General features: G+C 61.0%; 23 protein-coding genes. 15 read left to right on the top strand and 8 right to left on the bottom strand.

The features are described from left to right. The first annotated feature begins 123 nt into the window (after window positions 1-123). The 10 genes from galT to HNQ65_RS22600 all read left to right on the top strand — a co-directional run bounded on the left by galT (window position 124) and on the right by HNQ65_RS22600 (window position 9027). Window positions 124-1122: a galactose-1-phosphate uridylyltransferase gene (gene galT / locus HNQ65_RS22645; protein ID WP_184343337.1), complete on the top strand. Its 999-nt coding sequence runs from the start codon at window positions 124-126 to the stop codon at window positions 1120-1122. Window positions 1123-1288: 166 nt separating this feature from the next. Continuing rightward, entirely contained in the window at window positions 1289-2230 is a 942-nt protein-coding gene (locus tag HNQ65_RS22640; RefSeq protein ID WP_184343352.1) for an acyl-CoA desaturase, read from the top strand. After that, window positions 2227-3504, top strand: a complete 1278-nt coding sequence (locus HNQ65_RS22635; RefSeq protein WP_184343335.1) for an NAD(P)/FAD-dependent oxidoreductase — start codon at window positions 2227-2229, stop codon at window positions 3502-3504. Before HNQ65_RS22640 ends, HNQ65_RS22635 begins: the two co-directional genes overlap by 4 nt. Then, window positions 3504-4304 carry a DUF1365 domain-containing protein gene (locus HNQ65_RS22630; RefSeq protein ID WP_246438571.1) on the top strand — a complete coding sequence of 267 codons (801 nt, stop codon included), beginning with the start codon at window positions 3504-3506 and terminating at the stop codon, window positions 4302-4304. The genes HNQ65_RS22635 and HNQ65_RS22630 overlap by 1 nt, the downstream gene beginning before the upstream one ends. Then, entirely contained in the window at window positions 4301-5581 is a 1281-nt protein-coding gene (locus HNQ65_RS22625; protein ID WP_184343333.1) for an SAM-dependent methyltransferase, read from the top strand. The genes HNQ65_RS22630 and HNQ65_RS22625 overlap by 4 nt, the downstream gene beginning before the upstream one ends. A gap of 6 nt (window positions 5582-5587) precedes the next feature. Continuing rightward, the gene (locus HNQ65_RS22620; RefSeq protein ID WP_184343331.1) at window positions 5588-5920 is read left to right on the top strand and encodes a DUF1475 family protein; all 333 of its coding nucleotides are present in this window, start codon (window positions 5588-5590) and stop codon (window positions 5918-5920) included. Continuing rightward, a complete protein-coding gene (locus HNQ65_RS22615; protein WP_184343329.1) occupies window positions 5917-6426 on the top strand; it encodes a DUF2062 domain-containing protein in 510 nt (169 codons plus the stop codon). Before HNQ65_RS22620 ends, HNQ65_RS22615 begins: the two co-directional genes overlap by 4 nt. Beyond that, window positions 6416-7210 (top strand): DUF1295 domain-containing protein, encoded by a 795-nt coding sequence (locus HNQ65_RS22610; RefSeq protein WP_184343327.1) that lies wholly within the window; start codon window positions 6416-6418, stop codon window positions 7208-7210. The genes HNQ65_RS22615 and HNQ65_RS22610 overlap by 11 nt, the downstream gene beginning before the upstream one ends. Before the next feature lie 39 nt (window positions 7211-7249). Continuing rightward, the gene (locus tag HNQ65_RS22605; RefSeq protein WP_184343325.1) at window positions 7250-8287 is read left to right on the top strand and encodes an SAM-dependent methyltransferase; all 1038 of its coding nucleotides are present in this window, start codon (window positions 7250-7252) and stop codon (window positions 8285-8287) included. Then, window positions 8284-9027 (top strand): tetratricopeptide repeat protein, encoded by a 744-nt coding sequence (locus HNQ65_RS22600; RefSeq protein WP_184343323.1) that lies wholly within the window; start codon window positions 8284-8286, stop codon window positions 9025-9027. Before HNQ65_RS22605 ends, HNQ65_RS22600 begins: the two co-directional genes overlap by 4 nt. Window positions 9028-9046: 19 nt before the next feature. Here the strand turns inward: HNQ65_RS22600 and HNQ65_RS22595 are convergent, their stop codons facing one another. The 3 genes from HNQ65_RS22595 to tkt all read right to left on the bottom strand — a co-directional run bounded on the left by HNQ65_RS22595 (window position 9047) and on the right by tkt (window position 13347). Next, window positions 9047-10294: an MFS transporter gene (locus HNQ65_RS22595; protein WP_281382137.1), complete on the bottom strand. Its 1248-nt coding sequence runs from the start codon at window positions 10292-10294 to the stop codon at window positions 9047-9049. A gap of 54 nt (window positions 10295-10348) precedes the next feature. Then, window positions 10349-11251 (bottom strand): helix-turn-helix domain-containing protein, encoded by a 903-nt coding sequence (locus HNQ65_RS22590; RefSeq protein WP_184343319.1) that lies wholly within the window; start codon window positions 11249-11251, stop codon window positions 10349-10351. A 119-nt stretch (window positions 11252-11370) separates the two neighbouring features. Further along, complete coding sequence (gene tkt, locus HNQ65_RS22585) at window positions 11371-13347, bottom strand: transketolase (protein ID WP_184343317.1); 1977 nt, start codon at window positions 13345-13347, stop codon at window positions 11371-11373. A gap of 234 nt (window positions 13348-13581) precedes the next feature. Here tkt and HNQ65_RS22580 point away from each other — a divergent pair, with 234 nt between their 5' ends. Together HNQ65_RS22580 and HNQ65_RS22575 are read left to right on the top strand one after the other, a co-directional pair. Next, on the top strand, window positions 13582-14826 hold the full coding sequence (locus HNQ65_RS22580) for a DUF2314 domain-containing protein (protein WP_221306256.1): 1245 nt from the start codon (window positions 13582-13584) through the stop codon (window positions 14824-14826). A 47-nt stretch (window positions 14827-14873) separates the two neighbouring features. Continuing rightward, the gene (locus HNQ65_RS22575; protein ID WP_221306255.1) at window positions 14874-15305 is read left to right on the top strand and encodes a thioredoxin family protein; all 432 of its coding nucleotides are present in this window, start codon (window positions 14874-14876) and stop codon (window positions 15303-15305) included. 11 nt (window positions 15306-15316) lie between these two features. On the opposite strand, the gene HNQ65_RS22570 is transcribed toward HNQ65_RS22575, so the two are convergent. The 3 genes from HNQ65_RS22570 to HNQ65_RS22560 form a co-directional block, all read right to left on the bottom strand. Next, window positions 15317-16801 (bottom strand): sulfatase family protein, encoded by a 1485-nt coding sequence (locus HNQ65_RS22570; RefSeq protein WP_184343313.1) that lies wholly within the window; start codon window positions 16799-16801, stop codon window positions 15317-15319. A 28-nt stretch (window positions 16802-16829) separates the two neighbouring features. Further along, window positions 16830-17114 (bottom strand): hypothetical protein, encoded by a 285-nt coding sequence (locus tag HNQ65_RS22565; protein ID WP_184343311.1) that lies wholly within the window; start codon window positions 17112-17114, stop codon window positions 16830-16832. Window positions 17115-17193: 79 nt separating this feature from the next. Continuing rightward, window positions 17194-19104, bottom strand: coding sequence for a sulfatase family protein (locus HNQ65_RS22560; RefSeq protein WP_184343309.1), 1911 nt, complete (start codon window positions 19102-19104; stop codon window positions 17194-17196). Between the two features lie 111 nt (window positions 19105-19215). Here HNQ65_RS22560 and HNQ65_RS22555 point away from each other — a divergent pair, with 111 nt between their 5' ends. After that, the gene (locus tag HNQ65_RS22555) at window positions 19216-20232 is read left to right on the top strand and encodes a hypothetical protein (RefSeq protein WP_184343307.1); all 1017 of its coding nucleotides are present in this window, start codon (window positions 19216-19218) and stop codon (window positions 20230-20232) included. 105 nt (window positions 20233-20337) lie between these two features. Further along, complete coding sequence (locus tag HNQ65_RS22550; protein ID WP_184343305.1) at window positions 20338-21768, top strand: DUF1501 domain-containing protein; 1431 nt, start codon at window positions 20338-20340, stop codon at window positions 21766-21768. A 489-nt stretch (window positions 21769-22257) separates the two neighbouring features. Here HNQ65_RS22550 and HNQ65_RS22545 read toward each other — a convergent pair whose 3' ends face one another. Further along, the gene (locus HNQ65_RS22545) at window positions 22258-23607 is read right to left on the bottom strand and encodes a Gfo/Idh/MocA family protein (RefSeq protein ID WP_184343303.1); all 1350 of its coding nucleotides are present in this window, start codon (window positions 23605-23607) and stop codon (window positions 22258-22260) included. A gap of 75 nt (window positions 23608-23682) precedes the next feature. On the opposite strand from HNQ65_RS22545, the gene HNQ65_RS22540 reads away from it, so the two are divergent. Then, window positions 23683-24312, top strand: a complete 630-nt coding sequence (locus HNQ65_RS22540; RefSeq protein WP_184343301.1) for a cyclase family protein — start codon at window positions 23683-23685, stop codon at window positions 24310-24312. 415 nt (window positions 24313-24727) lie between these two features. On the opposite strand, the gene HNQ65_RS22535 is transcribed toward HNQ65_RS22540, so the two are convergent. Continuing rightward, complete coding sequence (locus tag HNQ65_RS22535; protein WP_184343299.1) at window positions 24728-25582, bottom strand: rhomboid family intramembrane serine protease; 855 nt, start codon at window positions 25580-25582, stop codon at window positions 24728-24730. Between the last annotated feature and the right edge of the window lie 371 nt (window positions 25583-25953).

Below are 25953 nucleotides of genomic sequence, written 5' to 3'. Positions count from 1 at the left end.
ACAAGCTTGCTCGCCACTTCCTCTCCCTCATTCAGTTTGCCTCCGTCATCGACTGGCTCAGATATGGCTCTTGAGGGTTTTCAAACACGGCCTAGTCATTCAACCTCCACCCCTGCCTGAGTCATGTCCGAAATGCGTTTCAACCCCATCACGCTCGACTGGGTCGTGATGGCACCAGACCGGGCGCTGCGACCAGATGATTTTCATGGAGATGTGGTGAAGTCCGCAACGCGGCCCATGCACCGTGCCGACTGCCCCTTCTGCACCGGCAATGAAGCGATGACGCCCGAGGAGACGGCGCGCATCTCTGCGCCAGATGGCTCCTGGCTGGTGCGTGCCTTTCCCAACAAGTTTTCGGTCTTTGATCCAGGCTGCGAACTGCAGCGGAAGAAAAGTGGCACTTTCAGATCCATGGCCGCCGCAGGCGTGCATGAGGTGGTGGTGGAGCATCCGCGGCATGACGTGGATCTCTGCGACATGGAACCTGCGCATCTGGCGCTGGTGCTGCGCATGTACCGGGAGCGCTACCAGGCGCTGCGCCATCATCCGCTGGCGGAGAGCATCGTCATTTTCAAAAACCAGGGCAGGCGAGCCGGCAGCTCGCTGGAGCATTCGCATTCGCAGATCACCGCAGCGCCGGTGCTTTCCTCCCAGGTGATCATGCGGCTGCAGGAGGCGCGGCGTTTTCATGAGCTGGAGGGCGGCTGCCTGTACTGCGCGGTGCTGCATGAGGAGCTGCTGGCCGAGGAGCGCGTGATCGAGGAGGGCAAGGCGTTTGTGTCCTTCATGCCGTATGCGGCGCTCTCGCCCTACCACACATGGATTTTTCCGCGCAAGCACCAGGCTTCGTATGATGAGATCAGCGACGAGGACATCGATGAGCTGGCGGGTGTGCTCAGCCGTCTGCTGCGCCGACTCAGGGCTGCGGCGGGTGCGCCAGACTACAACATTACCCTGCGCTCCGCCCCGGTGGGTGAGATGCAGTCGGGCTGCTTTCACTGGTACATCAGCATCATCTCACGCATCTCTCAGCTGGCGGGATTTGAGCTCGGCAGCGGCACCTACATCAACAGCATGCGACCGGAGCGCTGTGCGGAACTGGTGCGGGGAATTGTGCTTTAGCGAGGTTGGGGGGCGGGATGTCCGTTGCACGAAGACTGAGATTTCTTGATTCAGCACGGCATTTTTTTGAATCCAGAAGAACGGGGCAGGCGCAATAGGAGGCGTGAAATCCGCAAATCTCGCGCACTCAGCCGACAGACACGGCATTTTATGGCATATCGCCGTCATGCTCAGGCAGTGGTTTGATTCCGACTACCGGCCGCCGGGCTGGCAGGGAGATGACAAGCTGACGGACGGCATCGACTGGCGGCGCTGCATTCCCTTTATCGTGCTGCACCTGGGCTGCCTTTCGGTGCTGTGGGTGGGCTTCAGCTGGGCGGCGCTGGTGGCGGCGCTGCTGCTGTATGCGGTGCGCATGTTTGCCATCACGGCGTTTTATCACCGCTACTTTTCGCATCGGAGCTACCGCACCTCGCGCTGGATGCAGTTCCTCTTTGCCGTGCTGGGAAACACCTCCTGCCAGCGTGGGGCGCTGTGGTGGGCCTCGGTGCATCGGCACCATCACCAGCATTCGGACGAGACGCCGGATGTGCACTCTCCCCGGATGCGCGGCTTTCTGTGGTCCCACATTGGCTGGCTGACGAGCCCCAAAAACTTTCCCACGGACTACAGCCGCATCCGGGATCTGGAGAAATTTCCCGAACTGGTGTTTCTCAACCGCCATGACCAGCTGGTGCCGATATTGTATGCTGCTCTGCTCTGGTATGCCGGGGCGTGGATGGAGAAGCATGTGCCGGGACTGGGAACCAACGGGCCGCAGATGTTTGTGTGGGGATTTTTCATCAGCACGGTGATTCTGCTGCACGCCACGTTTTTCATCAACTCGCTCGCTCATGTGTTTGGCTCCCGCCGTTTCAAGACGGACGACGACAGCCGCAACAACCTCTTCCTCGCGCTGCTGACACTGGGGGAGGGCTGGCATAACAACCACCATCGCTATGCAGGCTCCGCACGGCAGGGCTTCTTCTGGTGGGAGATCGACATCTCCTACTATGTGCTCAAACTGCTGTCCTGGACCGGGTTGATCTGGGACCTCAAGGTGGTGCCTGCCAGCGTGTACCGTGAGGCGCAGCAGCTCAAACTTTCTGCCGGGAGGAATCCAGCATGAGCCGTCCGCGTCTTGCCATCGTCGGCACCGGGGTCGCAGGCCTGGGCTCTGCGCATTTTCTGCATCCGCATTTTGATCTCACCATCTTTGAGCAGAACGATTATGCCGGCGGCCATACCAACACGGTGACGGTAAGGGAAGATGGCCGCGAGCTGCCGGTGGACACGGGCTTCATGGTCTTCAACCATGTGACGTATCCCCTACTGACACGTCTTTTCAAGGAGCTGGATGTGGCCACGAAGCCGACCTCCATGTCCTTCAGCGTCTCGCATCTGCCGAGCGGCATCGAATACAACGGCACTTCGCTTAACCATCTCTTTGGCCAGCGGCGCAATCTGATCAGCCCGCGCTTCTGGCGCTTCATGCTGCAGATCAACCGCTTCAATGCCGAAGCCGTGGCCGCGCTGGAGGATGAACGGTACGCACGCATGACGCTGCGCGAGTATGTGGAGGCACGGGGCTACGGCTCCGATTTCCTCAACATCTACATCATCCCCATGAGTTCTGCGGTGTGGTCCACGCCGCCGGAGCTGATGCTGGAATTTCCTGCGCTCACGCTGATCCGCTTCTGGCACAATCACGGCTTCCTCGGCCTGCATACGCAGCATCCGTGGTGGACTGTGACGGATGGAGCGCGGTCGTATGTGAAAAAACTCACCGTGCCCTTCCGAGACCGCATTCGCCTCGGATCTCCTGTGGTCCGTGTGGAGAGGGGCACCGATGGCGTGAAGGTTTATCCGCGCGATGGGGCCGCAGAGACCTTTGACAAAGTCGTCTTTGCCAGCCATGCCGACCAGACCCTGCGCATGCTGGCGCAGCCGACCGAGCGCGAGAGCGCGCTGCTCGGATGCTTCAAATACCAGCCCAACATCGCCACGCTGCACACGGATGAGAGCTTCATGCCGCGCACGAAAAAATGCTGGGCCTCGTGGAACTACCGCATCCGCGCAGGTGAGGACGGCGGCATCGAGCCGAGCACGCATTACTGGATGAACAGCCTGCAGGGCGTGTCTGACAAGACGAACTACTTTGTGGCCATCAATGCGGCGGACGAGATCGCACCCGAGAAGGTGCTCAAGCGCATCAACTACGAGCACCCGCTCTTTGATCTGGCCGCCATCGACGCGCAGAAACAGCTTCCCGAGCTGAACCGCATCTCGCCGGACCAAAGCACCTACTTCTGTGGCAGCTACTTCCGCTACGGCTTCCACGAGGACGCCTTTGGCTCGGCGGTGGCGCTGTGTCGTGACCTTCTCGGAAGGGAACCCTGGTAATGCCTGACTCATCTGCCATCTACGAATGCAAGGTCATGCACCACCGGCTGCAGCCCAAGGTGCATCAGTTCAGCTACCATGTTTTCTATCTCTGGCTGGATCTCGATGAGATCGACAGCCTCGCCAGCAGGCTGAGCTTCTTCAGCCGCAACCGGTTCAACCTCTTCTCGTTTTATGACCGCGATCACCTCGATCTCGGCGCGCAGGGCGTGAAGGCCAACATCCTGCGCTACTTGGCCGAGAACGAGGTGGATACCACGCGCATCGCCAGCATCCGCCTGCTCACGTTTCCGCGAGTGCTGGGCTACATCTTCAATCCGGTGTGCTTCTACTACGCCTATGATGCCGCTGGAAATCCATTGTGCGCCGTGGCGGAGGTGACCAACACCTTTCACGAGCAGAAGCCCTACATCCTGAAGACGGTCGAAGATGCGCAGCGCTTCCGCCTCATCACGCCCAAGCACTTTTATGTGTCGCCCTTTTTCGCACTGGACCTGAGCTTTGATTTCAAGCTGCGGCTTCCGGATGAAAAATTGGAGATCCACATCGATGACCGTCAGCAGGACGAGCGCGTGCTCCTCACTGCCCTGACCGGTACGCGCAGGCCTCTGACGGATGCCGCGCTGCTGCTGTGTGCGGTGAAGTATCCGCTGCTGACCCTGCGGGTCATCTTTCTCATTCACTGGCATGCGCTGCTGCTGTGGCTCAAGCGCATTCCCTGGCATCGGAAGGCGGCCAATGCCGCCCTGCAGCTCGGAGTGCTGCGGCCTCATGCGTCCATTTCACCCGGAAAATCATGAACAACACCATCACCTGCGACACTCCCCTCCTGGTATCGAATGCGGCTGCATCCAAACCTGGCTTTTACGAGCGGCTCTTCATGCTTTCGCTCAAGCCCTTCGTGCATGGCGGCATGCGCCTGGTGCATCCGGATGGACGGACTCAGACACTCGGAGCTCCCGGCGCGCCCATCACGGCGGAGATGCGCATCCGCAGCCGTGAATTCTTCAAGCAATGCGTGCTGTTTGGCAATGTGGGCTTTGGCGAAGCCTATGTCGAAGGCGATTGGGACACGGACGATATCGCCGCGGTGATCGAGTGGTTCATCCTCAATCTCTCCAAAACCCAGGGCGGAAGCTCCTCGTCCAGCAAGGTGGCGTTTGTGAACCTGCTCAATGTCGTGAACCGCGTGCATCATCTGCTGCGGCCCAACAGCGTGGCCACCAGCCGGCGGAACATCTCCGAGCACTACGATCTGGGGAATGAATTCTACTCCCTCTGGTTGGATGAGACGATGACGTACTCCGCCGCACGCTTTGAGTATCCCGGTCAGCCGCTGGCGGAGGCGCAGCACTCCAAGTATGAGGCGCTGTGCCAGAAGCTGCATCTTAAGCCGGGAGATCATGTGCTGGAGATCGGCTGCGGCTGGGGCGGCTTTTCCTGCCATGCGGCGAAGCATCACGGCTGCCGGGTCACGGCGGTGACAATCTCCCAGGAGCAGCACAAATACGCCACAGAGCGCGTCGCGCGCGAAGGGCTGGCAGACCGGGTGGAAATCCGCCTGCAGGACTACCGCCACATCACAGGTCAGTTCGACAAAATCGCCTCCATCGAAATGCTGGAGGCTGTGGGAGACAAGTATCTGGAGACCTACTTTGCCAAGTGCGCGGAGGTGTTGAAACCCGAGGGGCTGCTGGCCTTTCAGATGATCACCGTGGCCGACTGCCAGCACAAAGACCTGCGCAAAGGCGTGGACTGGATCCAGAAGCACATCTTCCCCGGATCGCTGCTGCTCAGCGTGGGGCGCGTGAATGAAGCGATCAACCGCACGAGCGAGATGTTCATGCACGGCCTGGAAGATCTTGGTGCATCGTATGCGAAGACGCTGCGACTGTGGTTTGAGCGCTTCAATGCCAAGGCTGCAGAGGTGAAGGCGCTGGGCTTTGACGAGCGTTTCATGCGCAAGTGGAACTACTACCTGCAGTACTGCGAGGCCGCCTTTGCCACGCGGAACATCAGCGTGGTGCAGGCTGTGTACACCCGCCCGAACAACGCCACCCTTCACCGCGCCTTCTAAAAGCTCATGATCTGGTTTCTCCGCGTGTTTTTCATCATCGTTCTGGTGTCCATGCTCGGAGTCACGAGCTGGGCTTCGACCCAGTGCGCGCTGTGGGCTCTGCCCGGCTCCGTGGGCGGTCATCCTTGGTTTATCGCCACGCTGTTTGATACCTACTGGGCCTTTCTCACCTTCTACTGCTGGCTGGCGTACAAGGAACGCTCCTGGCTAGCGCGCCTCGGCTGGCTGGCAGGCATTCTGCTGTTGGGCAACATCGCCATGGCCGTTTACATGCTCATCCTGCTCTTCCGTGTGCCTGCCACGGCGCGCATGGAGGACATACTTCTGCGCAAGGCATGACAGACGCCACCCCCAGCCCATCCAAAGAATCTCTCTGGCGCCGCTGGGTGGTGAAGCCTGTGAGTGCGCAGCTGGCACAGGGCACCTCTCCGGCCAAGATCTCGCAGGCCATCGCCTTTGGAGTGGCCACCGGTGTGTTTCCGCTGCTGGGCACCACGGCCCTGCTGGCGCTGGGAGTGGGCATGCTGCTGAAGCTGAATCAGCCGGTGCTGCATGTGTTTCGCGAGCTCGTCTATCCCGTGCAGCTGGCCACCATCCTCATCTTCATGCGCACTGGTGAGGATCTTTTCGGAGCCGCGCATGTGCCGCTTTCCATCCCCATGATGATGGAGCGCTTCTTTGCCGATCCGATGCAGTTTCTAGCCGAGTTTGGCATGATCGGTCTCTACGGCGTGGTGGTGTGGCTGCTGCTGGCGCCGCTGCTCATTGCTGCAGTGTATTTCATCAGCAGACCGTTCGTGGACAAACTGCACAAACACATCCGCTTTCCGAATCATGACGCATGACTTTTGGTTTCTGACCGCCGTGGGCACGGCGGTGGCCGTAGGCCTCTTTGCCCTCACCTGGCTGCTCAGCCTGAAGCTGGACAACTTCAGCTTTGTGGATGTGACGTGGTCCTACGCACTGGCTGTGGTGGCTCCGCTCTACGCGTGGCTGGCCGGAGGCGGGTGGACGCAGCGCAAGATCATCGCCGTGACGATGGCGGTGGTGTGGAGCGTGAGGTTGGGCACGTATCTTTTCTTTCGCGTCAAACGCCACCACCCGCATGAGGACGTGCGCTATGCGGTGCTGCGCGAAAAATGGCGTGATGCTCTGGCGCGCAATTTCTTCTTTTTCTTCCAGGCGCAGGCAGTGCTCATCGTGCTGCTGGCGGTGCCTGTGCTGCTGGCATGCCTGAACCCAGCACCTCAGCTTAACGCCATCGAAATCGCCGGTGCATTGCTGTGGCTGACCGGCATCTGCGGCGAGGCGCTGAGCGATGCGCAGATGCAGCGCTTCAAGGCGGACCCCGCCAGCAAGGGCAAGGTCTGCCAGGTGGGCCTTTGGCGCTATTCGCGGCATCCGAACTACTTCTTTGAATCGGTGGTGTGGTGGGGCTTCTGGCTGTTTGCCTGCGGCTCGCCCTGGGGCTGGGTCACGCTCTACGCACCGCTGCTCATGCTCCACTTTCTACTGCGCGTCACCGGCATCCCGCTCACGGAAGAGTGCGCGGTGAAGAGCAAGGGGGACGCCTACCGCGAATACCAGCGCACCACGAGCGCCTTTGTGCCGTGGCCGCCAAAAAGCTGAATCCATTTTCCATCACCGGCCGCATAACCCTCCACACGCATGAGCACCATCAACGCCATCCTCGCCAAGAACATCCTCCCCGATCCCATGATCCGCCTGGGAATCCGTCAGCGGCTGGCGGAGACGCTGCGAGAAAACAAGCAGCCCACCGCCGAGGCGCAGCGCGCCGCGCTCATGCGCTACGTTCAGGATCTCAAGCAGATGCCCGTGGCCATCGCCACAGATGAGGCCAATGAGCAGCACTACGAGGTGCCCACGCGCTTCTACCAGCTCGTGCTGGGCAAGCATCTCAAGTACAGCTCCGGCTACTGGCCGGATGAAAACACCACCTTCGATGAATCCGAGGCCGCGATGCTGAAGCTGACCTGCGAGCGCGCAGAGCTGCAGGACGGCCAGCGCATCCTGGAGCTCGGCTGCGGCTGGGGGTCGCTCTCGCTGTGGATGGCGGAGCATTACCCGAACGCGCAGATCACCAGCGTTTCCAATTCGCGCACGCAGAAGCTTTTCATCGATGCCGAGGCGGAGAAGCGTGGGCTGAAAAATCTCACCATCATCACCGCCAACATGGTTCACTTCCAGGGCGTGGGAGACGGCATTTTTGATCGCTGTGTCTCGGTGGAGATGTTTGAGCACATGAAAAACTATCAAGAGCTGCTGCGCCGTGTCTCCACCTGGCTCAAGCCGCGCGGCAAGCTCTTCGTGCACATCTTCACCCACCGCGAGTACGCATATCACTACGAAGTGCGCAGCGATGACGACTGGATGGCCAAATACTTCTTCACCGGCGGCCAGATGCCCAGCGACGACCTGCTGCTCTACTTTCAGGACGACCTGAAGATCGAAGACCACTGGTGCGTCAGCGGGTTGCATTATTCGAAGACGAGCGAGGCCTGGCTGGCCAACATGGATGCTCACAAGGCAGAGATCCTGCCTCTCTTTGCCGAGACCTATGGCAAGGATCAGGTGACGAAGTGGTGGGTGTGGTGGCGGCTGTTCTTCCTTGCCTGCGCCGAGCTGTGGGGGTATCGCGGCGGTGAGGAATGGATCGTTTCCCATTATCGTTTCATCAAACCATGAAAGCCATTCTGACAGCGGCGGTCCTGCTGCTGGCAGGACCTGTGTGGGCAAACTTCGCCGAGATGGTGAAGCAGGGAGATGCGTATGATGCGCAGTACAAGCCGGAGGCTGCGCTGCAGTTCTATCTCCCCGCCGAAAAGCTCAATCCGAATGATGCCGCGCTGCTGGTGAAGATCGCACGGCAGTACATTTATCTTATGATCGGGCTGCCAGACAAAGCCGCCCGGCTCAAGTCAGGCCGCACCGGGCTGGCCTACGCCGAGCGTGCCGTCAAGATTGCTCCCAACGAGTCCGACCCCCACCTCGCAGTCGCCATCTGTTTGGGCAAGATCACGCAGCTTGTGAGCAATCGAGAAGGAGTGGAGGCCTCCTTCAAGATCAAGACGGCGGCGGAAACGGCGATCAAGCTCAACCCCAAAAGCGACTACGCCTGGCATGTGCTAGGGCGCTGGCATCAGGAGCTGGCGGAGATCGGCGGCCTGACGCGTGCAGTGGCCTACATCGTGTATGGTGGACTGCCGAGCGCATCCTATGATGAATCCGTGCGCTGCTTTCAAAAGGCCATCGCCCTAAATCCGAGGCGCCTCATTCACTACGTCGAGCTGGGCCGCACCTACGCTTTCATGGGGCGCAAGGAGGAGGCCAGAAAGCTCATCCAGCAGGGTCTCGCCATGCCGAGCAGCGAGATGGATGATGCGGAGACGAAGGAGCGTGGGCAGAAGACGCTGGCAGAGCTGTAGGAAAGAAAGCTCACGGCGGCTATTTGTGTGCGTGGGCCTCTCCCTCGACCTCCGGCAGAAACACCGTCAGCAGACCCAGCAGCGGCAGAAAGGCGCAGGCGTGGAAGACAAAGTCGATGCCACGCATGTCGGCCACTTTTCCTAGCACCGCTGAGCCGATGCCTGCGATGCCGAAGGCCAGGCCAAAGAACAGCCCTGCGATCATGCCCACCTTTCCAGGCATCAGCTCCTGGGCATAAACCAGGATGGCGGAGAAGGCGGAGGCCAGAATGAGGCCGATGATGACTGTCAGCACCGCTGTGAGCCACAGCCCCGCATGCGGCAGCCACAGGGAGAACGGCGCAGCGCCCAGGATGGAGAACCAGATGACGCGCTTGCGCCCGATGCGGTCTCCCACCGGCCCGCCCACGATGGTGCCCACAGCCACGGCAAAGAGGAACAGGAAGAGATAATACTGCGAGGTCTGCACCGAGACGTGGAAGCGGTTGATCAGGTAGAAGGTGTAGTAGTTGCTCAGGCTCACGAGGTACACGTATTTGGAAAAGATCAGCACCACCAGGATGGACATGGCAAAGGCCACGCGGCCGGAGGACGGATGCGAGCGTGAGGCGGCTGATGAGCGAGCGGGCTTGCGCTGGATGCGGTGCAGATTGCGAGCCTGCCACAGGCCGATCTGCCACAGCACGGCCACGCCCAGCAGCGCGATGATGGAGAACCACGACAGCGCCGCCTGCCCATGCGGCACGATGAACCACGCCGCCAGCAGCGGGCCAATGGATGAGCCTGCATTTCCACCCACCTGAAACAACGACTGCGCCAGCCCGCGTCTCCGCCCCGCCGCCATGTGGGCGATGCGTGAGGCCTCCGGATGGAAGATGGCCGAGCCCGAGCCCACCAGTGCGGATGAGACGAGGATGGCGGGAAAGCTCTGCGCACGGGAGAGCGCCAGCAGGCCTGTCAGCGTCAGCCCCATGCCCACTGGCAGGGAGAAGGGCAGAGGGCGCTTGTCCGTGATGTAACCCACCAGCGGCTGCAGCAGCGAGGCCGTGACCTGGAAGGTCAGCGTGATGAGCCCGAGCTGTGTGAAGGTGAGCCCATACGAATCCTTCAGCACCGGATAGATGGCGGGCAGCAGGGCCTGGATGGTGTCATTCAGCATGTGGGAGAAGCTGATGGCAAACAGCAGGGCAAAGACGGTCTGCCCCGGGTCCGTGGCCGCAGGGGTGACCGCATGAGGTGGTTGGTCCTCGATCATGGTCTCGTTCATAAGGACCGAGACTCTTCGGCTGAAGCTGCGGGAGGACAATGCCTGCCTCTGGTGCTAGGCGGACTCCGGCTGGTATTTTTCTCGGATTGCCTCGCGAAACTCCACCGGAGTCTGCCCCTCATGTCGGCGGAAAAAACGCGTGAAGTAGGACGGGTCCTGAAAGCCTGTCTGGTAGCCGATCTCGGAGACGCTGAGGTCGGAGTGCAGCAGCAGGCGCTTGGCATCCAGCAGGCGGCGCAGGCGTATCAGCTCCCCGGCGGCGTGGCCGGTTTCCTCGCGGATGACATCGTTCAGATGGTTCACGGTGATGCCCAATTCCTTCGCATACGGTGCGAGCGTCTGCCATTCACGAAAGTGCTGCTCCAGCGCCAGATGAAACCGGCGCGTCAGCTGTGTCGCACGCGTGGTTTCGCGCACCGCGTGCTTCTTCGCATAAAGGCGTGCCGCGTGGATGAAGACGATGCGCAGTGTGGCACGCAGCACCTCTTGCACGCCGCTCTGTGCGGCATCGTATTCCGTCTGCAACTCGGCAAAGAGGGAGATGATCTTTGCCGCCTCCGCCTTGCTCACCGTCAGCCAGGGCGTCACGCCGGAGCCGAAAAAGAAAGGCAGCTCAAAGAGCAGGCTGGGCGGCGGTGCGTGATCATCAAAGAAAGCCTGCGTAAATGACACCACCGTGCCGCGCATCTGCGGCGCGGGGTGGATGGTGTGCACCTGACCGGGGCTGAGGAAAAACAGCGTCACCTGCCTGACCTCATGGTCACGGAAATCATGCATCAGCCTGCCTCCGCCTGTGATCAGGAAGAGCTGGAAGAAATCATGGAAATGCGGAATCAGCCGCTGCGGCTCCTGCATCATGGAAAACTCCAGCGGCATGACCACACAGCCCTCCGCCCGCAGACGGTCCTGCCCGTACTTGCTCATCTGCAGGGAGGGGATGGTGCGGCGGTTCATCATGGAGGACAATGAGTGGACAAGATATTACGATGTCCGGCGAGCCGCAGACTTGCACCCAATAAAAAAGAGAGGCTGTCTCCAGCCTCTCTTCGTGAGTTTCCAGATTGGACGGTGCTCGCTTACGCCAGCGCCGCAGCCACGGCCTCGGCGGTGATGCCGAGTTCCTTGAAGACGGTGGCGCCGGGGGCGCTGATGCCAAAGCGGTCGATGCCGATCACCTGGCCCTGTGTGCCGACGTATTTCCACCAGAGACCGGTGACACCGGCTTCGATGGCGATGCGCTTGGTGCAGGCGGCGGGCAGGACGGACTCGCGGTAGGCGGCGTCCTGGCGGTCAAAGCGCTCAAAGCAGGGCAGGCTGACGACGCGGACGCCGGGCTTGCCCTTGGCACCTGCGACGGCCCACTGCACTTCAGAGCCGGTGGCGATGACGATGGCTTCCAGCGGAGCGGTTTCCTTCACCAGCACGTAGCCGCCCTTGAGGGTGCCTTCGCGGCGGGTGGCGGCGCTGGCGATGCCTTGGTGTGGCAGGTCCTGACGGCTGAGCGCGAGGAGCGTGGGGCCATCGGCACGGCTGAAGGCGGCGGCAAAGGCGGCGGCGGTTTCTTCGGCGTCGCCGGGGCGGATCACGTCGAGGTTCGGGATCACACGCAGGCCGCTGACGGTTTCCACCGGCTGGTGGGTCGGGCCGTCTTCACCCACACCCACGGAGTCGTGGGTGAAGATGTAGGTGACGGGCAGCTTGGCCAGTGCGGCCAGGCGGATGCTCGGGCGGCAGTAGTCGGCAAAGACGAGGAAGGTCGCGCCGCTGGCGAGGAAGAGGCCGTCGTAGGCCAGGCCGTTGCAGATGGCGCCCATGGCGTGCTCGCGGATGCCGAACCAGATGTTGCGGCCGGTCGGATTGGCGGCGCTGAAGTCGCCCATGCCGGTGAGGTAGTTCTTGGTGGAGCCAAAGAGGTCGGCGCTGCCGGTGACGAGATGCGGCACGGCCTTGGCGATGTGGTTGAGGATCTCGCCGCCGCTGTTGCGGGTGGCGGCCTTGCCTTCGGCGGGATATTCCGGCACCAGCTTGAGGAGGTCTTCGGCCTTCAGGCTGCCATGGCGGGCGGCGTCCAGTTCCTTGGCGAGAGCAGGGTTGGCGGCGCTCCAGGCCAGGAAGACCTTGTTCCACTCGCCGTGGGCGGCGGCGCGCTTGTTCTTCAGATCGGCAAAGTAGGCCTTCACCTCGTCGCTGACGTAGAAGTGGGTGCCTTCGGGGATGCCGAGGCCCTTCTTGGCGGCATCGACAAACTTGGCACCGCCTTCGCCGTGGCCCTTGGCCGTGCCGGCCACTTCGGGGATGCCTTTGCCGATGATGGTCTTGGCGATGATGATGGTGGGCTTGCCGTTATCGCTCTTCTTGGCGGTGTCGATCGCAGCCTTGATGGCGTCGAGGTCGTGGCCGTCGATGGTCACGGCGTTCCAGCCCAGCGCGGTGTAGAGCGCCTGGGTGTCTTCGCTCTGCGTCACCTTGGCCATGGCGTCCAGCGTCACGTCGTTGGAGTCATAGATGACGATCAGGTTGTCCAGGTGGTTGTGGGCGGCAAAGGCGACGGCCTCGCGTGCCACGCCTTCCTGAAGGCAGCCGTCGCCAGCGAGGGCGATGATGTGGTTGTCGATGATCTTGTGCTCGGCAGTGTTGTACTTGGCAGCCGCCATCTTGCCGGAGAGCGCGTAGCCCACCGCATTGCCGATGCCCTGGCCCAGCGGGCCGGTGGTGCACTCCACGCCGGGAGTTTCGTGGAATTCAGGATGCCCCGGGGTGATGGAGTGCAGCACGCGGAACTTGGACACGTCTTCGATGGACACCGCGTAGCCGCTGAGGTGCAGCCAGGAGTAGATGAACATGGAGCCGTGGCCGGCGCTGAGGATGAAGCGGTCGCGGTTCAGCCATTTCGGATCGGCGGGGTCGCACTGGAGGGTTTCGCCGAAAAGGACGGCGCCGATTTCAGCGGCACCGAGGGGCAGGCCGAGGTGGCCGGAGGAGCACTTGTGCACGGCATCCATGGCGAGACCACGGGCTTCGTTGGCAGCTTGAGCGAGGAGGGTTTTGTTCATGAGAGTTGGTTCAGGATCGGGTAGGGTCAAAAAAAGCGCCAGATGCGGCCAAGCGCGGGAGCCTTTCTTACTAGTACAGGGGTGGGTTTCAAGGTCGAAAACTGGGGGGAATCGGACGTCAGAGCCGCCGCCCTGTACTTCTGTCACTGGATATGACTTGCCGAGCGTCCGGGGGGCATGCCAAAAGGAGGAGAAATGAAAGCCCTCATCAATCGCCTTACTGCAAACTGGAATATGGCCGCCATTTTCCTCGGCTTCCACGCCTGGGCCTGGGCCATGATGGGGATATGGACGCATAATCTGCCGGCCAGAATCGTGGCTGCCGTGCTGGCCGTCACTGCGGCGGGATTGCTCTTCCGGCTGCGGTGGACGCGTCTGGCGGGCACGGCGATGCTGATCTGGATTGCTGGCAGCAAGGCCTATGGGCTGGTTGCCCGTGAGTTTACGTGGAAGCAGGCAGTGCTCTGCGCGGTGTATGGCATGATAGCCTATCAGCTATGGACGAGGCCTGACAAAGGAAGCATCGATGATTTCACCGAGGAAGACCTACCACAAGACGGCCAGCAAAAGAATGACGACGAAGACGAGGCAAAACCCATCATCTCCCTCGTTCATCTGCGCCGCCAGCCGCGCTATCTGGAGCCGCAGGTGCTGGCAAATGCGCTGTCAGAAGCCTGGGGGCTGCAGATTGTGGGCGGAGAAGAGGATGCCGATCAAGCAGATGGCTTCGTGGCTGGTGATAATCCACTGTTTCTGGTCATGGTTCGCAAGCCTGTCTTTGCCATGTTCATGGTCCACAACCGTGACACCAGCTACTTTGATGATCCTGAAGAAGTGGCGTCACATGTGCCGAATCTGCGCTTTGCTGAAATCATCCGCGAGCACAGCGCGTGGCTGGCGGTGGATCTGATGCAGGTGAAAGACACGGAGGTCGGTCAAGATGAGGCCTACCGCCTGATTGGCAAAGCCGTGTCCGCGCTGGCTGATGATGATGTGATGGCCATTTTCTGCCCGCAGCATCGCTTTTTCAATCTGTGGTCGCCTGAGCTGGAGAAGCTGCTGTGCGGAGATTCACCGCTGGACGCCCTGCGGGAGGAGGTCAAGGCACCCGTGATCGGCGTGCCAAACGGCGAGGCCATCGAACAAGCCATAACAGAAGCCCGGCAACGCTGGCCGGAATTTGTCGAGATTTTCAAGAAGCGTCAGCCGGATGACGAGCGCTTCATCGTGAAAGCCCCTTTCACTGGTGAGAACGGCCAGGTGGAGCACATGTGGATGCAGGTTTTTGGGCTGGAGCCGGAATACGTGCACGGCCACCTGGTCAACCACCCAATGCACACCACCAAGCTCAAGCAGGGCTCCCAGGTGGAGGTGCCTGTAGCCACGATTTCCGACTGGGTCTGCCCGGATGCCGAAGGCAATCCTCTGGGGAACTTCACCCACAAGGCCATCAATCAGGCTGCCGGGCAAGGTGCGTAAGCTCAGTTATTCTAGGAGGCAGCATCGGCGCCTGACCTCATCCGGACTTGCCATCCGGCCTCCTGCCCGGATGGTACGGCATGAACAAAGCAAACCTGCCCATCTGGATCGCCGGGGCTGTGCTGCTGTACATCGGCTGGATCGCCTTTGACATGCTGCGTCCGGCTTCGGGCGGTGGAGCTGGGGCTGCCACGTCCATCAGCGCCGTGCGCACGGCCAAGGTACCGGTGCTGGTGGAGTTTTATGCCGACTGGTGCGGCCCCTGCAAGGTGGTGGGCCCGATGGTGGAGGAGCTTTCCCGGGAGCTGAAGGGCAAGGCGCTGGTGATCCGCATCAATGTGGATGAGCAGCCCGCCCTCTCTCGCGAGCACGGCGTGCGCGGCATTCCCACCTTCATCGCTTTCAAGTCAGGCCGTGAAACGGGTCGCGAGGTGGGCGGCATTCCCAAGGAGAAGATGCGGGAGCTGCTGGGGCTGTGAAGGCGGGCTGATCACCTTGGCCCAGGCGCATTGATATGCGCGGCATCCTTGTCCCTGCCTGCCGGAGTGCCGCGGTAGTCGGCTTCCTTGAGCTTGAGTTTGTTGCCGGTTTCGCGGTCAAAGGAGTCTTTGGAGAGGTTTGCCGGGGCGGAGTCGCCGGTGGCGGTGGTCCATTCGGTCATGGCTTTGGCGAGGCGTGCTTTGACAGAGGCGTAGTTGGCATCATCGGCCAGATTGTGAAGCTGCAGGGGGTCGGCATCGGTGCGGTAGAGCTCCACGGTGGGTCGTGGGGAGAGGAAGACATCTGCCTGCGCTGGGGTCAGCTTTCCGGCATCGCGCACAGCGCGCAGACTTTGGAATGAGGGCGAGTGCACGGAGTCCGCCGGGCCCTGCCACGCGAGGTCTGGGCGCGAATTGACGATGTAGAGAAAGCCCTCCGACCTCACGGAGCGTCCATGCGCCTCGTAGTCGTGCCAGTTGTGCTCGGAGAAGGCGTACTTGCGCGGGGTGGCAGCGGGATCTGCCAGCACGGGCGCAAAGCTGAGGCCCTGCATGGTGGGCGGCACTGCCACTCCGGCCAGCGAGAGCACGGTGGGCGCGATATCGATGCTGCTGATGAGGCTCTGCGTGGGCGTGCCTGCTTTGGCGATGCCCTTAGGCCAGTGCGCGATGAAGGGTGTCTTCATGCCGGAATCATGCAGGCGTGTCTTGGCGCGGGGGAAGGGGCGGCCATTGTCCGCCATGATCATGATGAGCGTGTTGTCCAGCGTGCCTTCTTTTTCCAACTCTGCCACGACGAGGCCGATGAAGTAATCCCAGCGTGTGATCTCATTGTAGTAAGAGGCCAGGTCATCGCGCGTGGCGGCATCGTCATTCAGGTAAGGCGGCACGATGACCTTGGCGGGGTCGTGCTTGGGGCCGTAGAGGTCGGCCTTCCAGTCCTTGTCGGCGTCCCAGGCGCGGTGAGCGTCCAGGGAGGCAAACCAGAAGAAGAACGGTTTGTCTTTGGGGCGCTGCTGCACGGTCTTCACCCAGGTGGCGTGGCCGCCTTTGTTGCCGGGTTCGTTGCCAGCATCCACAAGATTGAAGGGCTCGGGCTGCGGCTGCTCGCCAGCGGCGGGTGTGTCGGAGGTCATGTGGTGCTTGCCCACCAGCGCGGTGTACCAGCCAGCGTCACGCAGCAGGCGTGGAAACCACGGCAGATGCGCGGCGATGGGCTGGTGCAGCTCGGAGGCGCGGCCGTTGTTGTGCGGATAGCGGCCGGTGATGACGCTGGAGCGGCTGGGGCTGCAGCTGCTGGCCACCAGAATGGCCTCGTCAAAGCGCCGCCCCTTGGCTGCGAGCTTGTCGATGTTTGGCGTGCGTGCGGCGGTGTTGCCGTAGCAGCCGAGGTCGTCATAGCTCACGTCATCGGCGATGAAGAGGATCACGTTTGGCGCTGCTGCAGCATTGCTGATGCAGAGCAGCAGGCAGGCGAGGAGGCGGGGCAGGGACATGGCGGTAAAAGGGATAAGCAGGTGTGAGCTATGAAGCAGAAGGAAATATTCCCAAAGCGAATGAACTGGAATGACCGCGAATAAACGTGAACCCCAACATGCCTGGAGTCATTCGTGAAAATTCGCGGATATCCGTGAGCATTCGTGTTTTTCTTTTCATCATGGTGTTGCGTCCTGTTTCAAAGGCCGGTGGCGCTGGCTCCGGATCGTAGGTTGGGGTGTGTTTGGCGTCGAGGTCGCACTTTTGCTCCTCACTGCCTTCGCCAAACCGCCCGACCACCAGCGGGTTCGTACGCCGCAGAGTTTGCCACACGCTCGCAGACGGACGGGCTGTCGCCACATCCGTCCTACGGCATGGCGCTGGAGCTCTCATTGCGCGCATGAAGCGGAGTTTACTTCTTCTCTTTTTTCTTCCCCTTCTTCTTCGCAGCTGGCGCGCCTTCGGCATCACCTGCGGGGAGTTTTGCGCCATTCAGATCCGCCAGCAGCCGCGCCACGTAGCCGTTGAAGCGGGCATCGGGAGACTCGCCTTTCGCCGGCAGTGCTTTGAGCTGCTCGGCGATCGGTTTGGCCTTGTCGCCGAGATCACCGATGGCGTTCAGTGCGCTCAAGGCGGTGAAGACATCGTGCTGGCTCCAGTTGGCCAGATTCGCCAGCGCAGGCAGGGCGGCGGCGCGCTCGGAGTCGCTGCCGTATTTGGCCAGCGTCCAGTGGGCCACGACCTGCACATAGGTGGAGCTGTCCTTCGCGGCCTGGATCATTTCATCGTGTGCTGCGCTGAGGCCTGCACTGCCGCGCATCAGGATGCCCATGGCGGACCAGTAGCGCAGCGCGCTGTCTTTGTCGGCAAATCCGGCCTTCAGATCCGGCATGGCGTCCGCCTTCATGGAGGAGGCCTGGCCTGCGGCTTTGAGAATGCGGGCCAGCGGATACATCTTGTCATCGTGCGCCATGTCGTAGGGCGTGGTGCCTTCGGAGCGGTGGTGCATCTCGCCCTCGCAGATCATGCCCGCATCGCGGATTTTTAGCGCCAGGCCTTCCTGCGCGGTGCGCATCTTGGCCAGCGTCTCGGCGTGCTCGGGTTTGGTCGCGAGATTGTGCACTTCATCAGGATCGCTCTGCAGATCGTAGAGTTCCTCCGCGTCTTTCGGTGTCTTCCAGAAGATGGACTGCTCAGGCGTGGTCTTGCCTTCATCGTAGAGCCTGCGCCACACAGCGGTGGTGGGTGTTTCAAACTGGTAGTTCACATGCTGGCCCTGCGAGAGGTGGGGCATGTAGTTGCGCACATAGACAAAGCGGCCGTCCGTGACGCTGCGCACGCAGTCGTAGCGCTCGTCCATGCGGCCACGAAAGCCATACACGTAGGGCTGCGGTTCGGTCTGGAATTTTCCGGCAAAGGCGTGGCCCTGCATCCACTCCGGCGGCTGCACACCGATGAGGCTGAGCAGCGTGGGCGCGAGATCGACAAAGCTCACGAGGCGGTCTGACTTCACGCCAGCGCCATACTCCTTCGGCGCGAGGTGTTTCCATTTCGGTGGGAAGTATACGACCATGGGCACCTGCAGGCCGGAGTTGCAGGGCCAGCGCTTGTTGCGCGGCATGCCGCTGCCGTGGTCGGCGTAGTAAAAGACGATGGTATCTTCTGCCAGGCCTGCGGCTTCCAGTTCCTTCAGGCGATTGCCTGCCGAGGCATCGGCCAGCGTCACCTGGTCATAGTACTGCGCCCAGTCCTGCCGCACCTCGGGCGTGTCGGGATGGTAGGCAGGCACGCGGGCCTTGGCGGGATCATGAATGGCCACATGCGGGCGTTTGCGGATCTGGCTCTCGTGGCTGCACTGCTCATTGAAGATGGCAAAGAAGGGCTGGCCGTCCTTGCGGTTCTTCCAGTGCGCCTTGCCGTTGGACTCATCCCACACGCCCTCGGGTTTTTGCAGGTTGTAGTCCTCCTTGTTGTTGTTCGTGCAGTAGTAGCCGGCCTCGCGGAGGAACTGCGGATACATCTTGGTACCCTTGGGCATGGCCGCCATGCTGCGCATGTGCTCGCCGCCGGTGGAGGGGGAATACATGCCCGCGATGATGGTGGTGCGCGCCGCAGCACAGACAGGGCCGCAGGACCAGGCGTGCTTGAAAAGCATGCCCTTGGCCGCCAGTGCATCCACATTCGGTGTATCGGCATAGGTGTCGCCATAGCAGCCCATGTGCGGCCCGTGGTCCTCGCTGGTGAGCCAGAGGATGTTGGGCCGGTCTGCGGCAAAGCCCGAAACGACAATGAAGGACGAAAGAAAGAGGCTGAGGAGCTTCATGGGGCGGGTGGAACGAAGGAAGATGCGGCAATCCTTCAGCAATGATGCTGGCTGTTGGCGTGGAAAAAGTTCGACATGCCGGGCCGATATGCCGCATAACCCTGAGGAGTCATGAAACTGTCTGCGCAACTCCGCCCATTTTGCATGCTGCTCGTGCTTTGCGTGCAGCCGGTGTCTCAGGGGAAAGATGAGCCCGAATGGGAAATCGAAACGCGCACTTTGGCCCATGCGCCCGATGGGAGCCCTGACTCACGCAAACAGTTCGGAATCGGTGAGTGGGTCGAGTTAAAGGTTGTACCCGAAACCGTTGCCAATGTAGAGTGGATCATCAAAGGGACAGCCATGGTGAGCAACCGTTTCGGTAATCCTACCATTCTGATGGTGGGACATACAAGAAGTGCCGCGGCGCTTGATGCAGGGAAGGTTTCGATTGAGGCAACCGTTCATGACCAAGCCCAGGCGGTCGTGCCTGCCCCGAAAAAAACTGGCAAGGATCAAAGTGCTGCTGAGAGCAGGCGGGAAAGTCAGCGGGCTGAACTGGCGACTCTCAGCGCCATGGTGGACAAGCAGGATGAGTTTGATTCTGCATGCACCAAAATATACGAGGAGATTTTTCTCTTTGAGCCACTGGATGAGACTCAGCCCTCAGACATGCCCTATTACATCAAGACTCTGCCTGAACTGGACCGCTTGTCGCTGAAAGTGCAAGGTTCGTATGCGTGGTCAGGCATCCAGCGAGCATTCGCAGAAAATGCTCCTCTGCGCCTTGCTGCATGCCTGGACCGCACAGCGGACAAAAGCCGGCTCAGTGAAGACTTTTGGAAACTCCTCCATGCTTGTGTGGCGAATTGGCAGAGCTTGTGCAATCAGTATGAAGCCGCTGGCGGCAAGGGCAACAGCATGGGACATTTGGGCGTTCGCGTGATGACACCTGAAGTGCGCAAAAACCAAACCGCCAACGCGCTGCACTCCGCGCTTCCTCGCATCCGTGCTCTGCTTTTCGTGCAGGTCATCAATGCTTTTCCTGGCGTGCCTGCGGGAAAGCTGAAGCAGGCTTTGATGGATCATGGATTTAGTGGTGCTGAGGCCTGCTTTCTCGCGGAAATGCTGCCAGGAGATCTGCTGTGAAACCTTGCTCCTCCATGGACAAACCCGCCGCACGGATTGTGCTGCGCCGCTGGCGTGGATAGACAGCATGGCCAATCAGCGATTTCTATGCGTCAATCCGCTGCCATGAACCTCCGCCAAGAACTCCAGGCTGAATACGCCCGCTACCGCACCCGCCGCTGGTTTTTCAAAGACTGCGGCGTCGGGCTGGCCAGCATCGCGGCGGCGGATCTCATGTCGCGCACGGCGGGTGCCGCGCCTGCTCCGACGAATCCGCTGGCGATCAAGAAACCGCACTACACCGGCAAGGCCAAGCGCGTCATCTACCTCTTCATGGGCGGTGCGCCCAGCCATCTGGAGCTCTTTGACAACAAGCCCGAGCTTTCCAAATGGGATGGCAAGCTGCCACCGCCGGACCTGCTCAAAGGCTATCGCGCTGCGTTCATCAATCCCAACAGCAAGCTGCTGGGGCCGAAGTTCAAATTTGCCCGTCACGGTCAGAGCGGTGCGGAGCTCAGCGAACTGCTGCCGCATCTTTCCGGAATTGCAGATGATCTCACGATTGTGCGCTCCATGAAGACGGATGCGTTCAATCACGCGCCGGGGCAGATCCTGATGAGCACCGGCTCGCAGATTTTTGGCAGGCCCAGCTTTGGCGCGTGGACGCTCTACGGCCTCGGCACCGAGAATCAGGACCTGCCCGGCTACGTGGTCATGCAAAGCGGGCAGAAAGGCCCCAGCGGCGGCATGAGCAACTTCGGCTGCGGCTTCCTGCCCACCGTCTATCAGGGCGTGCCCTTCCGCAGCAGTGGCGAGCCCGTGCTCTACCTGAGCAACCCGGAAGGCGTCAGCGATGCCACGCAGCGCGATACGCTGGATGTGCTGAAGCAGCTCAATGAAGAGCGCCTCGGCGTGGTGGGAGACCCGGAGATCGCCAGCCGCATCAACAGCTTTGAGCTGGCCTACCGCATGCAGCAGACCGCGCCTGAGCTGATGGACATCTCCCAGGAGCCCAAGCACATCCTCGACATGTACGGTGCCAAGCCCGGCGAGGCCTCCTTTGCCAACAACTGCCTCCTGGCGCGTCGCCTGATCGAAAGCGGCGTGCGCTTTGTGCAGCTCTTTCATGAGGCCTGGGATCACCACGGCGGTCTGGTAAACGGTCTCAAGCAGCAGTGTGGTCTCACGGACAAGCCCTGCGCCGCGCTGGTGCGCGATCTCAAACAACGCGGCCTGCTGGAAGACACCCTCGTCATCTGGGGCGGCGAGTTTGGCCGCACACCGATGGTGCAAGGCGGCAGCGATGGCCGCGACCACCACCCCAACTGCTTCAGCATGTGGTTTGCCGGCGGCGGCATGAAGCCTGGCATCACCCTCGGTCAGAGCGATGAGTTCGGTTTCAACGTCACAGAAGACCCCGTGCACGTGCACGACCTGCACGCCACACTGCTGCACCTGCTGGGCTTTGAGCACACCAAGCTCAATCAACGCTTCCAAGGCCTCGACATGCGCCTCACCGGCGTGGCCGGGGAACTGGTGCCGAAGATATTGGCGTAGGACGCATTCACGCTATGCGCAAGCTCACGTCATGGACGCATCGAATGATGCGGGCTCTGGTGATGCAGCGCCCAAAAGACCTCTCAAGTATCGACACATCACCCCACGATCCTCGGGGTGCCAATGACCCAATCCGGAGCGCCAACGGCGCGGCCTATCGCAGCCCAGGGCAACGCCCTGGGATATGCGAATACACCACGACCTTCTCTGGGCGAGCCCTGTAAGGGCGGCCTAATTCCAAAAATCTACGATTTGACCCGGATGCTCAATTCCACACATGCCGCTCGTTATACTGGACTCTGTGTTTGGTGAGAGCGGAGCGATTGAGGCATGGTGATGAGGGAGCTTCAGGAGTTAGGTCGCCCTTTCAGGGCTTCCACATCAATCCATCATCCGATACCCAGGGCGTTGCCCTGGGCTGCGATAGTTCGCACCTTTGGTGCTTCAGATCTGGACATGTCGTCGCATCTGGATGCGTCGTCGTTTCACTCAAATCCCATACCCCGCCCGATACGCCTTGTGGATGATGGCATCCGCTTCCGGCGTGTTGGGGGACTTCATCGCCTTGGCATCCCATTCCACGCGTTTGCCGAAGCGTACGGCCAGCAGGCCCACGAGGAGGGATTCGGTGAAGGGGGCGGAGTACCAGAAGCCGCTCTTGGCATCCTGCGGGTTGCCGGTTTTGCAGGCTTCGAGGAATTCCTTGCGGTGGCCGCCGAGGCAGCGGGGGATGGTCTTGGCGGGAATGATGAACTGCTGCATCTTCGTTTCCGGCACGATGCGCGGGGTGCCTGACCAGCCGCCGGCGAGGATGCAGCCTTTGTCTCCCACAAAGTAGATGCCGTTGTCGCCGAGGTTGCGGGTTTCTTCGAGGCCTTCGGGGCGCGGGGGCAGCTTGCCACCATCATACCACACCATCTTGACTGCGGGGCGGTCGCCCTTGGCGGGGAAGTGGTAGGTGATGATGCTCCACACGGGATAGGACTGGTTGTTGTTGGGTCCGCTTTCGGCCTCCACCCAATCGGGGGAGTCGAGATCCAGCGCATAGAAGGCAGGATCGGCATTGTGTACCGCCATATCTCCGAGCGCACCGCAGCCAAAGTCCCACCAGCCACGCCATTTGCGCGGGCAGAAGTCGGGATGGTAGGCGCGCTCCTTGGCCGGGCCCAGCCAGAGATTCCAGTCGAGGTTCTTGGGCACGGGCGGCGTGTCGGTGGGGTAGGCCTTGCCCTGGGAGTCCCAGAACTTGCCGGGTCGATCAGACCACACATGCACTTCGGTGACTTTGCCGATGGCTCCGGCCTGGATCCACTCGCGGGTGAGGCGGATGCCCTCGCTGGCGTGGCCCTGGTTGCCCATCTGCGTCACGCGTTTCGTTTCTGCGGCCACATCGCGCATGGCGCGTGCTTCAGCAATGGTATGCGCCAGCGGCTTCTCCACATAGACGTGGCGTCCGGCGCGCATGGCCATGATGCTGGCCGGGGCGTGCACATGATCCGGCGTGGCGACGAGCACGGCGTCGATGTCCTTCTGCTTGTCGATCAGCTCGCGGTAGTCGCGGTAGAGCCTGGCGTTCGGATATTTTTTGATGGTGCCAGCCGCGTGGTCCAGATCCACATCACAAAGCGCCACGATGTTGGCCAGGCCGGAGTCGTCCAGATCCCGGATGTCACCGCCGCCCTGGCCGCCGATGCCGATGCAGCCGAGGTTCACCTTTTCGCTCGGCGGCGTGAAGCCGGGGCCACCGATGACGTGGCGCTCCACCACCTGAAATCCGAAGACTGTGGCGGCGGCGGTTTTGACAAACTGACGGCGGGGGAGAGGGCGGGGATCAGGCATATGCCGAGCAAACGCAAGATCCTCGTAAGCTCTTGCGTAGTATGATTTTACAACTCTTTATTATACCCATCTAGTATGAAACGACCTTGGAAAGATGTCTCTGTTCCGCTACGCGACGGCATGGTGCATTGGCCCGGCGATCCCGCCTGCCATATCAAGCGCGTTGTCAGCATGGAGGAAGGCGCGGTATGCAATCTCACCCACCTTTCCATGAGCGCCCACACCGGCACCCACATGGATGCGCCGCGGCATTTCATTGCTGATGGGATGACGATGGAGCAGATGCCGCTGGAGCCGGTGATCGGCCGCTGCCGGGTGTTTGAGGTGGACTGCGAAGACCAGATCACGGCAGACGATTTGAGGAAGCTCAAAATAGCGCCGCGCCAGCGCGTGCTCTTCAAGACCCGCAATTCCACCCGGAGCTGGGCCATGGACGAATTCGACAAGGATTTCGTCTCCATTCGCGCTGATGCCGCCCAGTACCTCGTGGAGCAGGGCGTCGTCACCGTAGGCGTGGACTACCTGAGCATCGGCGGCTTCAACAAGGACGGTGTGGAAACGCACCAGATCATGCTCGGCGGTGGCATCTGGGTGATCGAAGGCCTCAATCTGGCCGACATCAAACCGGGCTACTACGAGCTCATCGCCCTGCCGCTGAAGCTGGAAGGCGCTGATGGCGCGCCATGCCGCGTGGTGCTGAGGTAGGGGTGGGAATGACGAATGAGTAATACCACAATCCATTGAAAACGGGTCGATTTCGAAGCCACTGAAAACTCGGTTCTGAAGAAGAGACTTTGTGTTCAGCTGGAGATTTCAAGGCAAATCAGGTAGCCAGTGCTTGCATGCCCAGACTCTGTAGGATGGGTGTGGCGACAGCCCGCCCGTCCACCAGCGTGCGGCAAGCACCACGGCGTAGGAATGCGCTGATGGTCGGGCGGTTTGGCGCAGGGGCGGTCGAGCAGGCGTGTGCTCTCGACGCCAAACACACCCAACCTACGACCGGAGTGCCACGCGCTCGCGCACATGGCACAAGCCCCTGCAGACCCGTTTTCAGCTGATTGTGGTATCAGACGCTGGATTCGTCATTCATGCCTCGTCATTATTCGACGGGTCTGTTTCATCAGTCTGCCCGGCGTTTCATCTCCTCACTCGCCTTGTCCAGGATGCGGCGTTCTTCGGCGGTGAGGCTCTGCATGCCGTGGTGGCTGATTTTGTCGAGGATGTCATCGACGGTGGGGGTGTTGCTTTTGGGCGCGGCCTTGGCGGCCTTCTGCGCGGGCCGGGTGGTCTTCGGGGCGCGTCTGGGCAGGGAGGGGAGACTGAGTGCGCCGGTTTCGTAGCGGATGAAAACCCATGCGACGGCGATACAGCCCAAAAGGATGAACAGACCAGGCCAGTCGCGCACCAGGATATGCTGTAGGGCGTAGATGACGTTGAAGATGGCCGCCAGCTGCCAGGCATCGATCGTGATCACGATCATGGAGATTTTGGCGCGCGGATAGAGTGCGGCGAAAGCGTTGAAAACGCCGAATTCGAGCATTTGAATCCCGGCGGCAAAAGGCATTCCAAACACCATGCCGAAACTCATGGGGCCCTTGAAGCCGACTAGGCCCATCAGTGTAGCCAGAAGGGGAGGTGTGAGCCACAGGAGCACCAGGAGCTTGACAAAAGAGCGCCTGCCGAGGTGCCGTTCCAGAGCCTCGCCAAAATTCCAAAGCATGTAGCAACCCAGCACGACCCAAATGTCCGGTATGTTGAAGAGGACATAGGTGAAGAGGGTCCAGAACCGTCCTTCGACGAACGCATTGTGGTAGGTGTAAACGAGCCAGTGGGCCCCTGCGGTCCCCAGAAGGGAGGTTAGGATAATGCTTCCCACCCCCACGAGCGCGATGATGGCCGCGAGGTAAACGGGGTGCGTCTTCCACCATGTGAGCGGCAGGTGGTCTTTGGATTCTGGGAGCCAGGAGTCAAACATGGGGGGAGGAAGAGGGAGGGCGCTGAAGCAGTCCCGCAGGATACGCTTGTGCGCCAGCGGAGACTGTCATCGTCTTTTCTCAGCCCAGGATTTCTCCCGGGGGTCTTGTTAGACCACGCATAGCTGAAACCGAGTCTTGTGGGTGGAAACCAGCATCCCATGCGGCCAGCCGGCGCTCTGGCGGAGAGGGATCGTCCCGATCCCTCACGCTCTCTCAATGCACAGAGCTTTCGCGTCTCCACAAAGCCGAGCCTCCCGCATCATCCAGCGCTCTCGCACATCCGCGAACACGTTGCAGGTGGTGGGATCAAGATGATCCCCCTCCGTCGGCTCGTGCCTCCACCTTCAGACCCGTTTTCAACGCAGCATGG

The sequence above is a fragment of the Prosthecobacter vanneervenii genome (assembly GCF_014203095.1).
GTDB classification, from domain to species: Bacteria; Verrucomicrobiota; Verrucomicrobiia; order Verrucomicrobiales; family Verrucomicrobiaceae; genus Prosthecobacter; species Prosthecobacter vanneervenii.
Note: the sequence above shows the minus strand (reverse complement) of the source record. Positions and strands in the feature narration are given on the sequence as shown.

Excerpts from the sequence above, each read along its gene's own strand:
- HNQ65_RS22625 (WP_184343333.1), top strand. The coding sequence starts at position 4,301 with ATGAACAACACCATCACCTGCGACACTCCCCTCCTGGTATCGAATGCG.
- HNQ65_RS22545 (WP_184343303.1), bottom strand. The coding sequence starts at position 23,607 with ATGCCTGATCCCCGCCCTCTCCCCCGCCGTCAGTTTGTCAAAACCGCC.
- HNQ65_RS22535 (WP_184343299.1), bottom strand. The coding sequence starts at position 25,582 with ATGTTTGACTCCTGGCTCCCAGAATCCAAAGACCACCTGCCGCTCACA.
- HNQ65_RS22590 (WP_184343319.1), bottom strand. The coding sequence starts at position 11,251 with ATGATGAACCGCCGCACCATCCCCTCCCTGCAGATGAGCAAGTACGGG.
- HNQ65_RS22605 (WP_184343325.1), top strand. The coding sequence starts at position 7,250 with ATGAGCACCATCAACGCCATCCTCGCCAAGAACATCCTCCCCGATCCC.
- HNQ65_RS22595 (WP_281382137.1), bottom strand. The coding sequence starts at position 10,294 with ATGAACGAGACCATGATCGAGGACCAACCACCTCATGCGGTCACCCCT.
- HNQ65_RS22615 (WP_184343329.1), top strand. The coding sequence starts at position 5,917 with ATGACAGACGCCACCCCCAGCCCATCCAAAGAATCTCTCTGGCGCCGC.
- HNQ65_RS22630 (WP_246438571.1), top strand. The coding sequence starts at position 3,504 with ATGCCTGACTCATCTGCCATCTACGAATGCAAGGTCATGCACCACCGG.
- HNQ65_RS22640 (WP_184343352.1), top strand. The coding sequence starts at position 1,289 with ATGCTCAGGCAGTGGTTTGATTCCGACTACCGGCCGCCGGGCTGGCAG.
- HNQ65_RS22610 (WP_184343327.1), top strand. The coding sequence starts at position 6,416 with ATGACGCATGACTTTTGGTTTCTGACCGCCGTGGGCACGGCGGTGGCC.
- HNQ65_RS22570 (WP_184343313.1), bottom strand. The coding sequence starts at position 16,801 with ATGTCCCTGCCCCGCCTCCTCGCCTGCCTGCTGCTCTGCATCAGCAAT.
- HNQ65_RS22620 (WP_184343331.1), top strand. The coding sequence starts at position 5,588 with ATGATCTGGTTTCTCCGCGTGTTTTTCATCATCGTTCTGGTGTCCATG.
- HNQ65_RS22560 (WP_184343309.1), bottom strand. The coding sequence starts at position 19,104 with ATGAAGCTCCTCAGCCTCTTTCTTTCGTCCTTCATTGTCGTTTCGGGC.
- HNQ65_RS22550 (WP_184343305.1), top strand. The coding sequence starts at position 20,338 with ATGAACCTCCGCCAAGAACTCCAGGCTGAATACGCCCGCTACCGCACC.
- tkt (WP_184343317.1), bottom strand. The coding sequence starts at position 13,347 with ATGAACAAAACCCTCCTCGCTCAAGCTGCCAACGAAGCCCGTGGTCTC.
- HNQ65_RS22540 (WP_184343301.1), top strand. The coding sequence starts at position 23,683 with ATGAAACGACCTTGGAAAGATGTCTCTGTTCCGCTACGCGACGGCATG.
- HNQ65_RS22635 (WP_184343335.1), top strand. The coding sequence starts at position 2,227 with ATGAGCCGTCCGCGTCTTGCCATCGTCGGCACCGGGGTCGCAGGCCTG.
- galT (WP_184343337.1), top strand. The coding sequence starts at position 124 with ATGTCCGAAATGCGTTTCAACCCCATCACGCTCGACTGGGTCGTGATG.
- HNQ65_RS22580 (WP_221306256.1), top strand. The coding sequence starts at position 13,582 with ATGGCCGCCATTTTCCTCGGCTTCCACGCCTGGGCCTGGGCCATGATG.
- HNQ65_RS22600 (WP_184343323.1), top strand. The coding sequence starts at position 8,284 with ATGAAAGCCATTCTGACAGCGGCGGTCCTGCTGCTGGCAGGACCTGTG.
- HNQ65_RS22555 (WP_184343307.1), top strand. The coding sequence starts at position 19,216 with ATGAAACTGTCTGCGCAACTCCGCCCATTTTGCATGCTGCTCGTGCTT.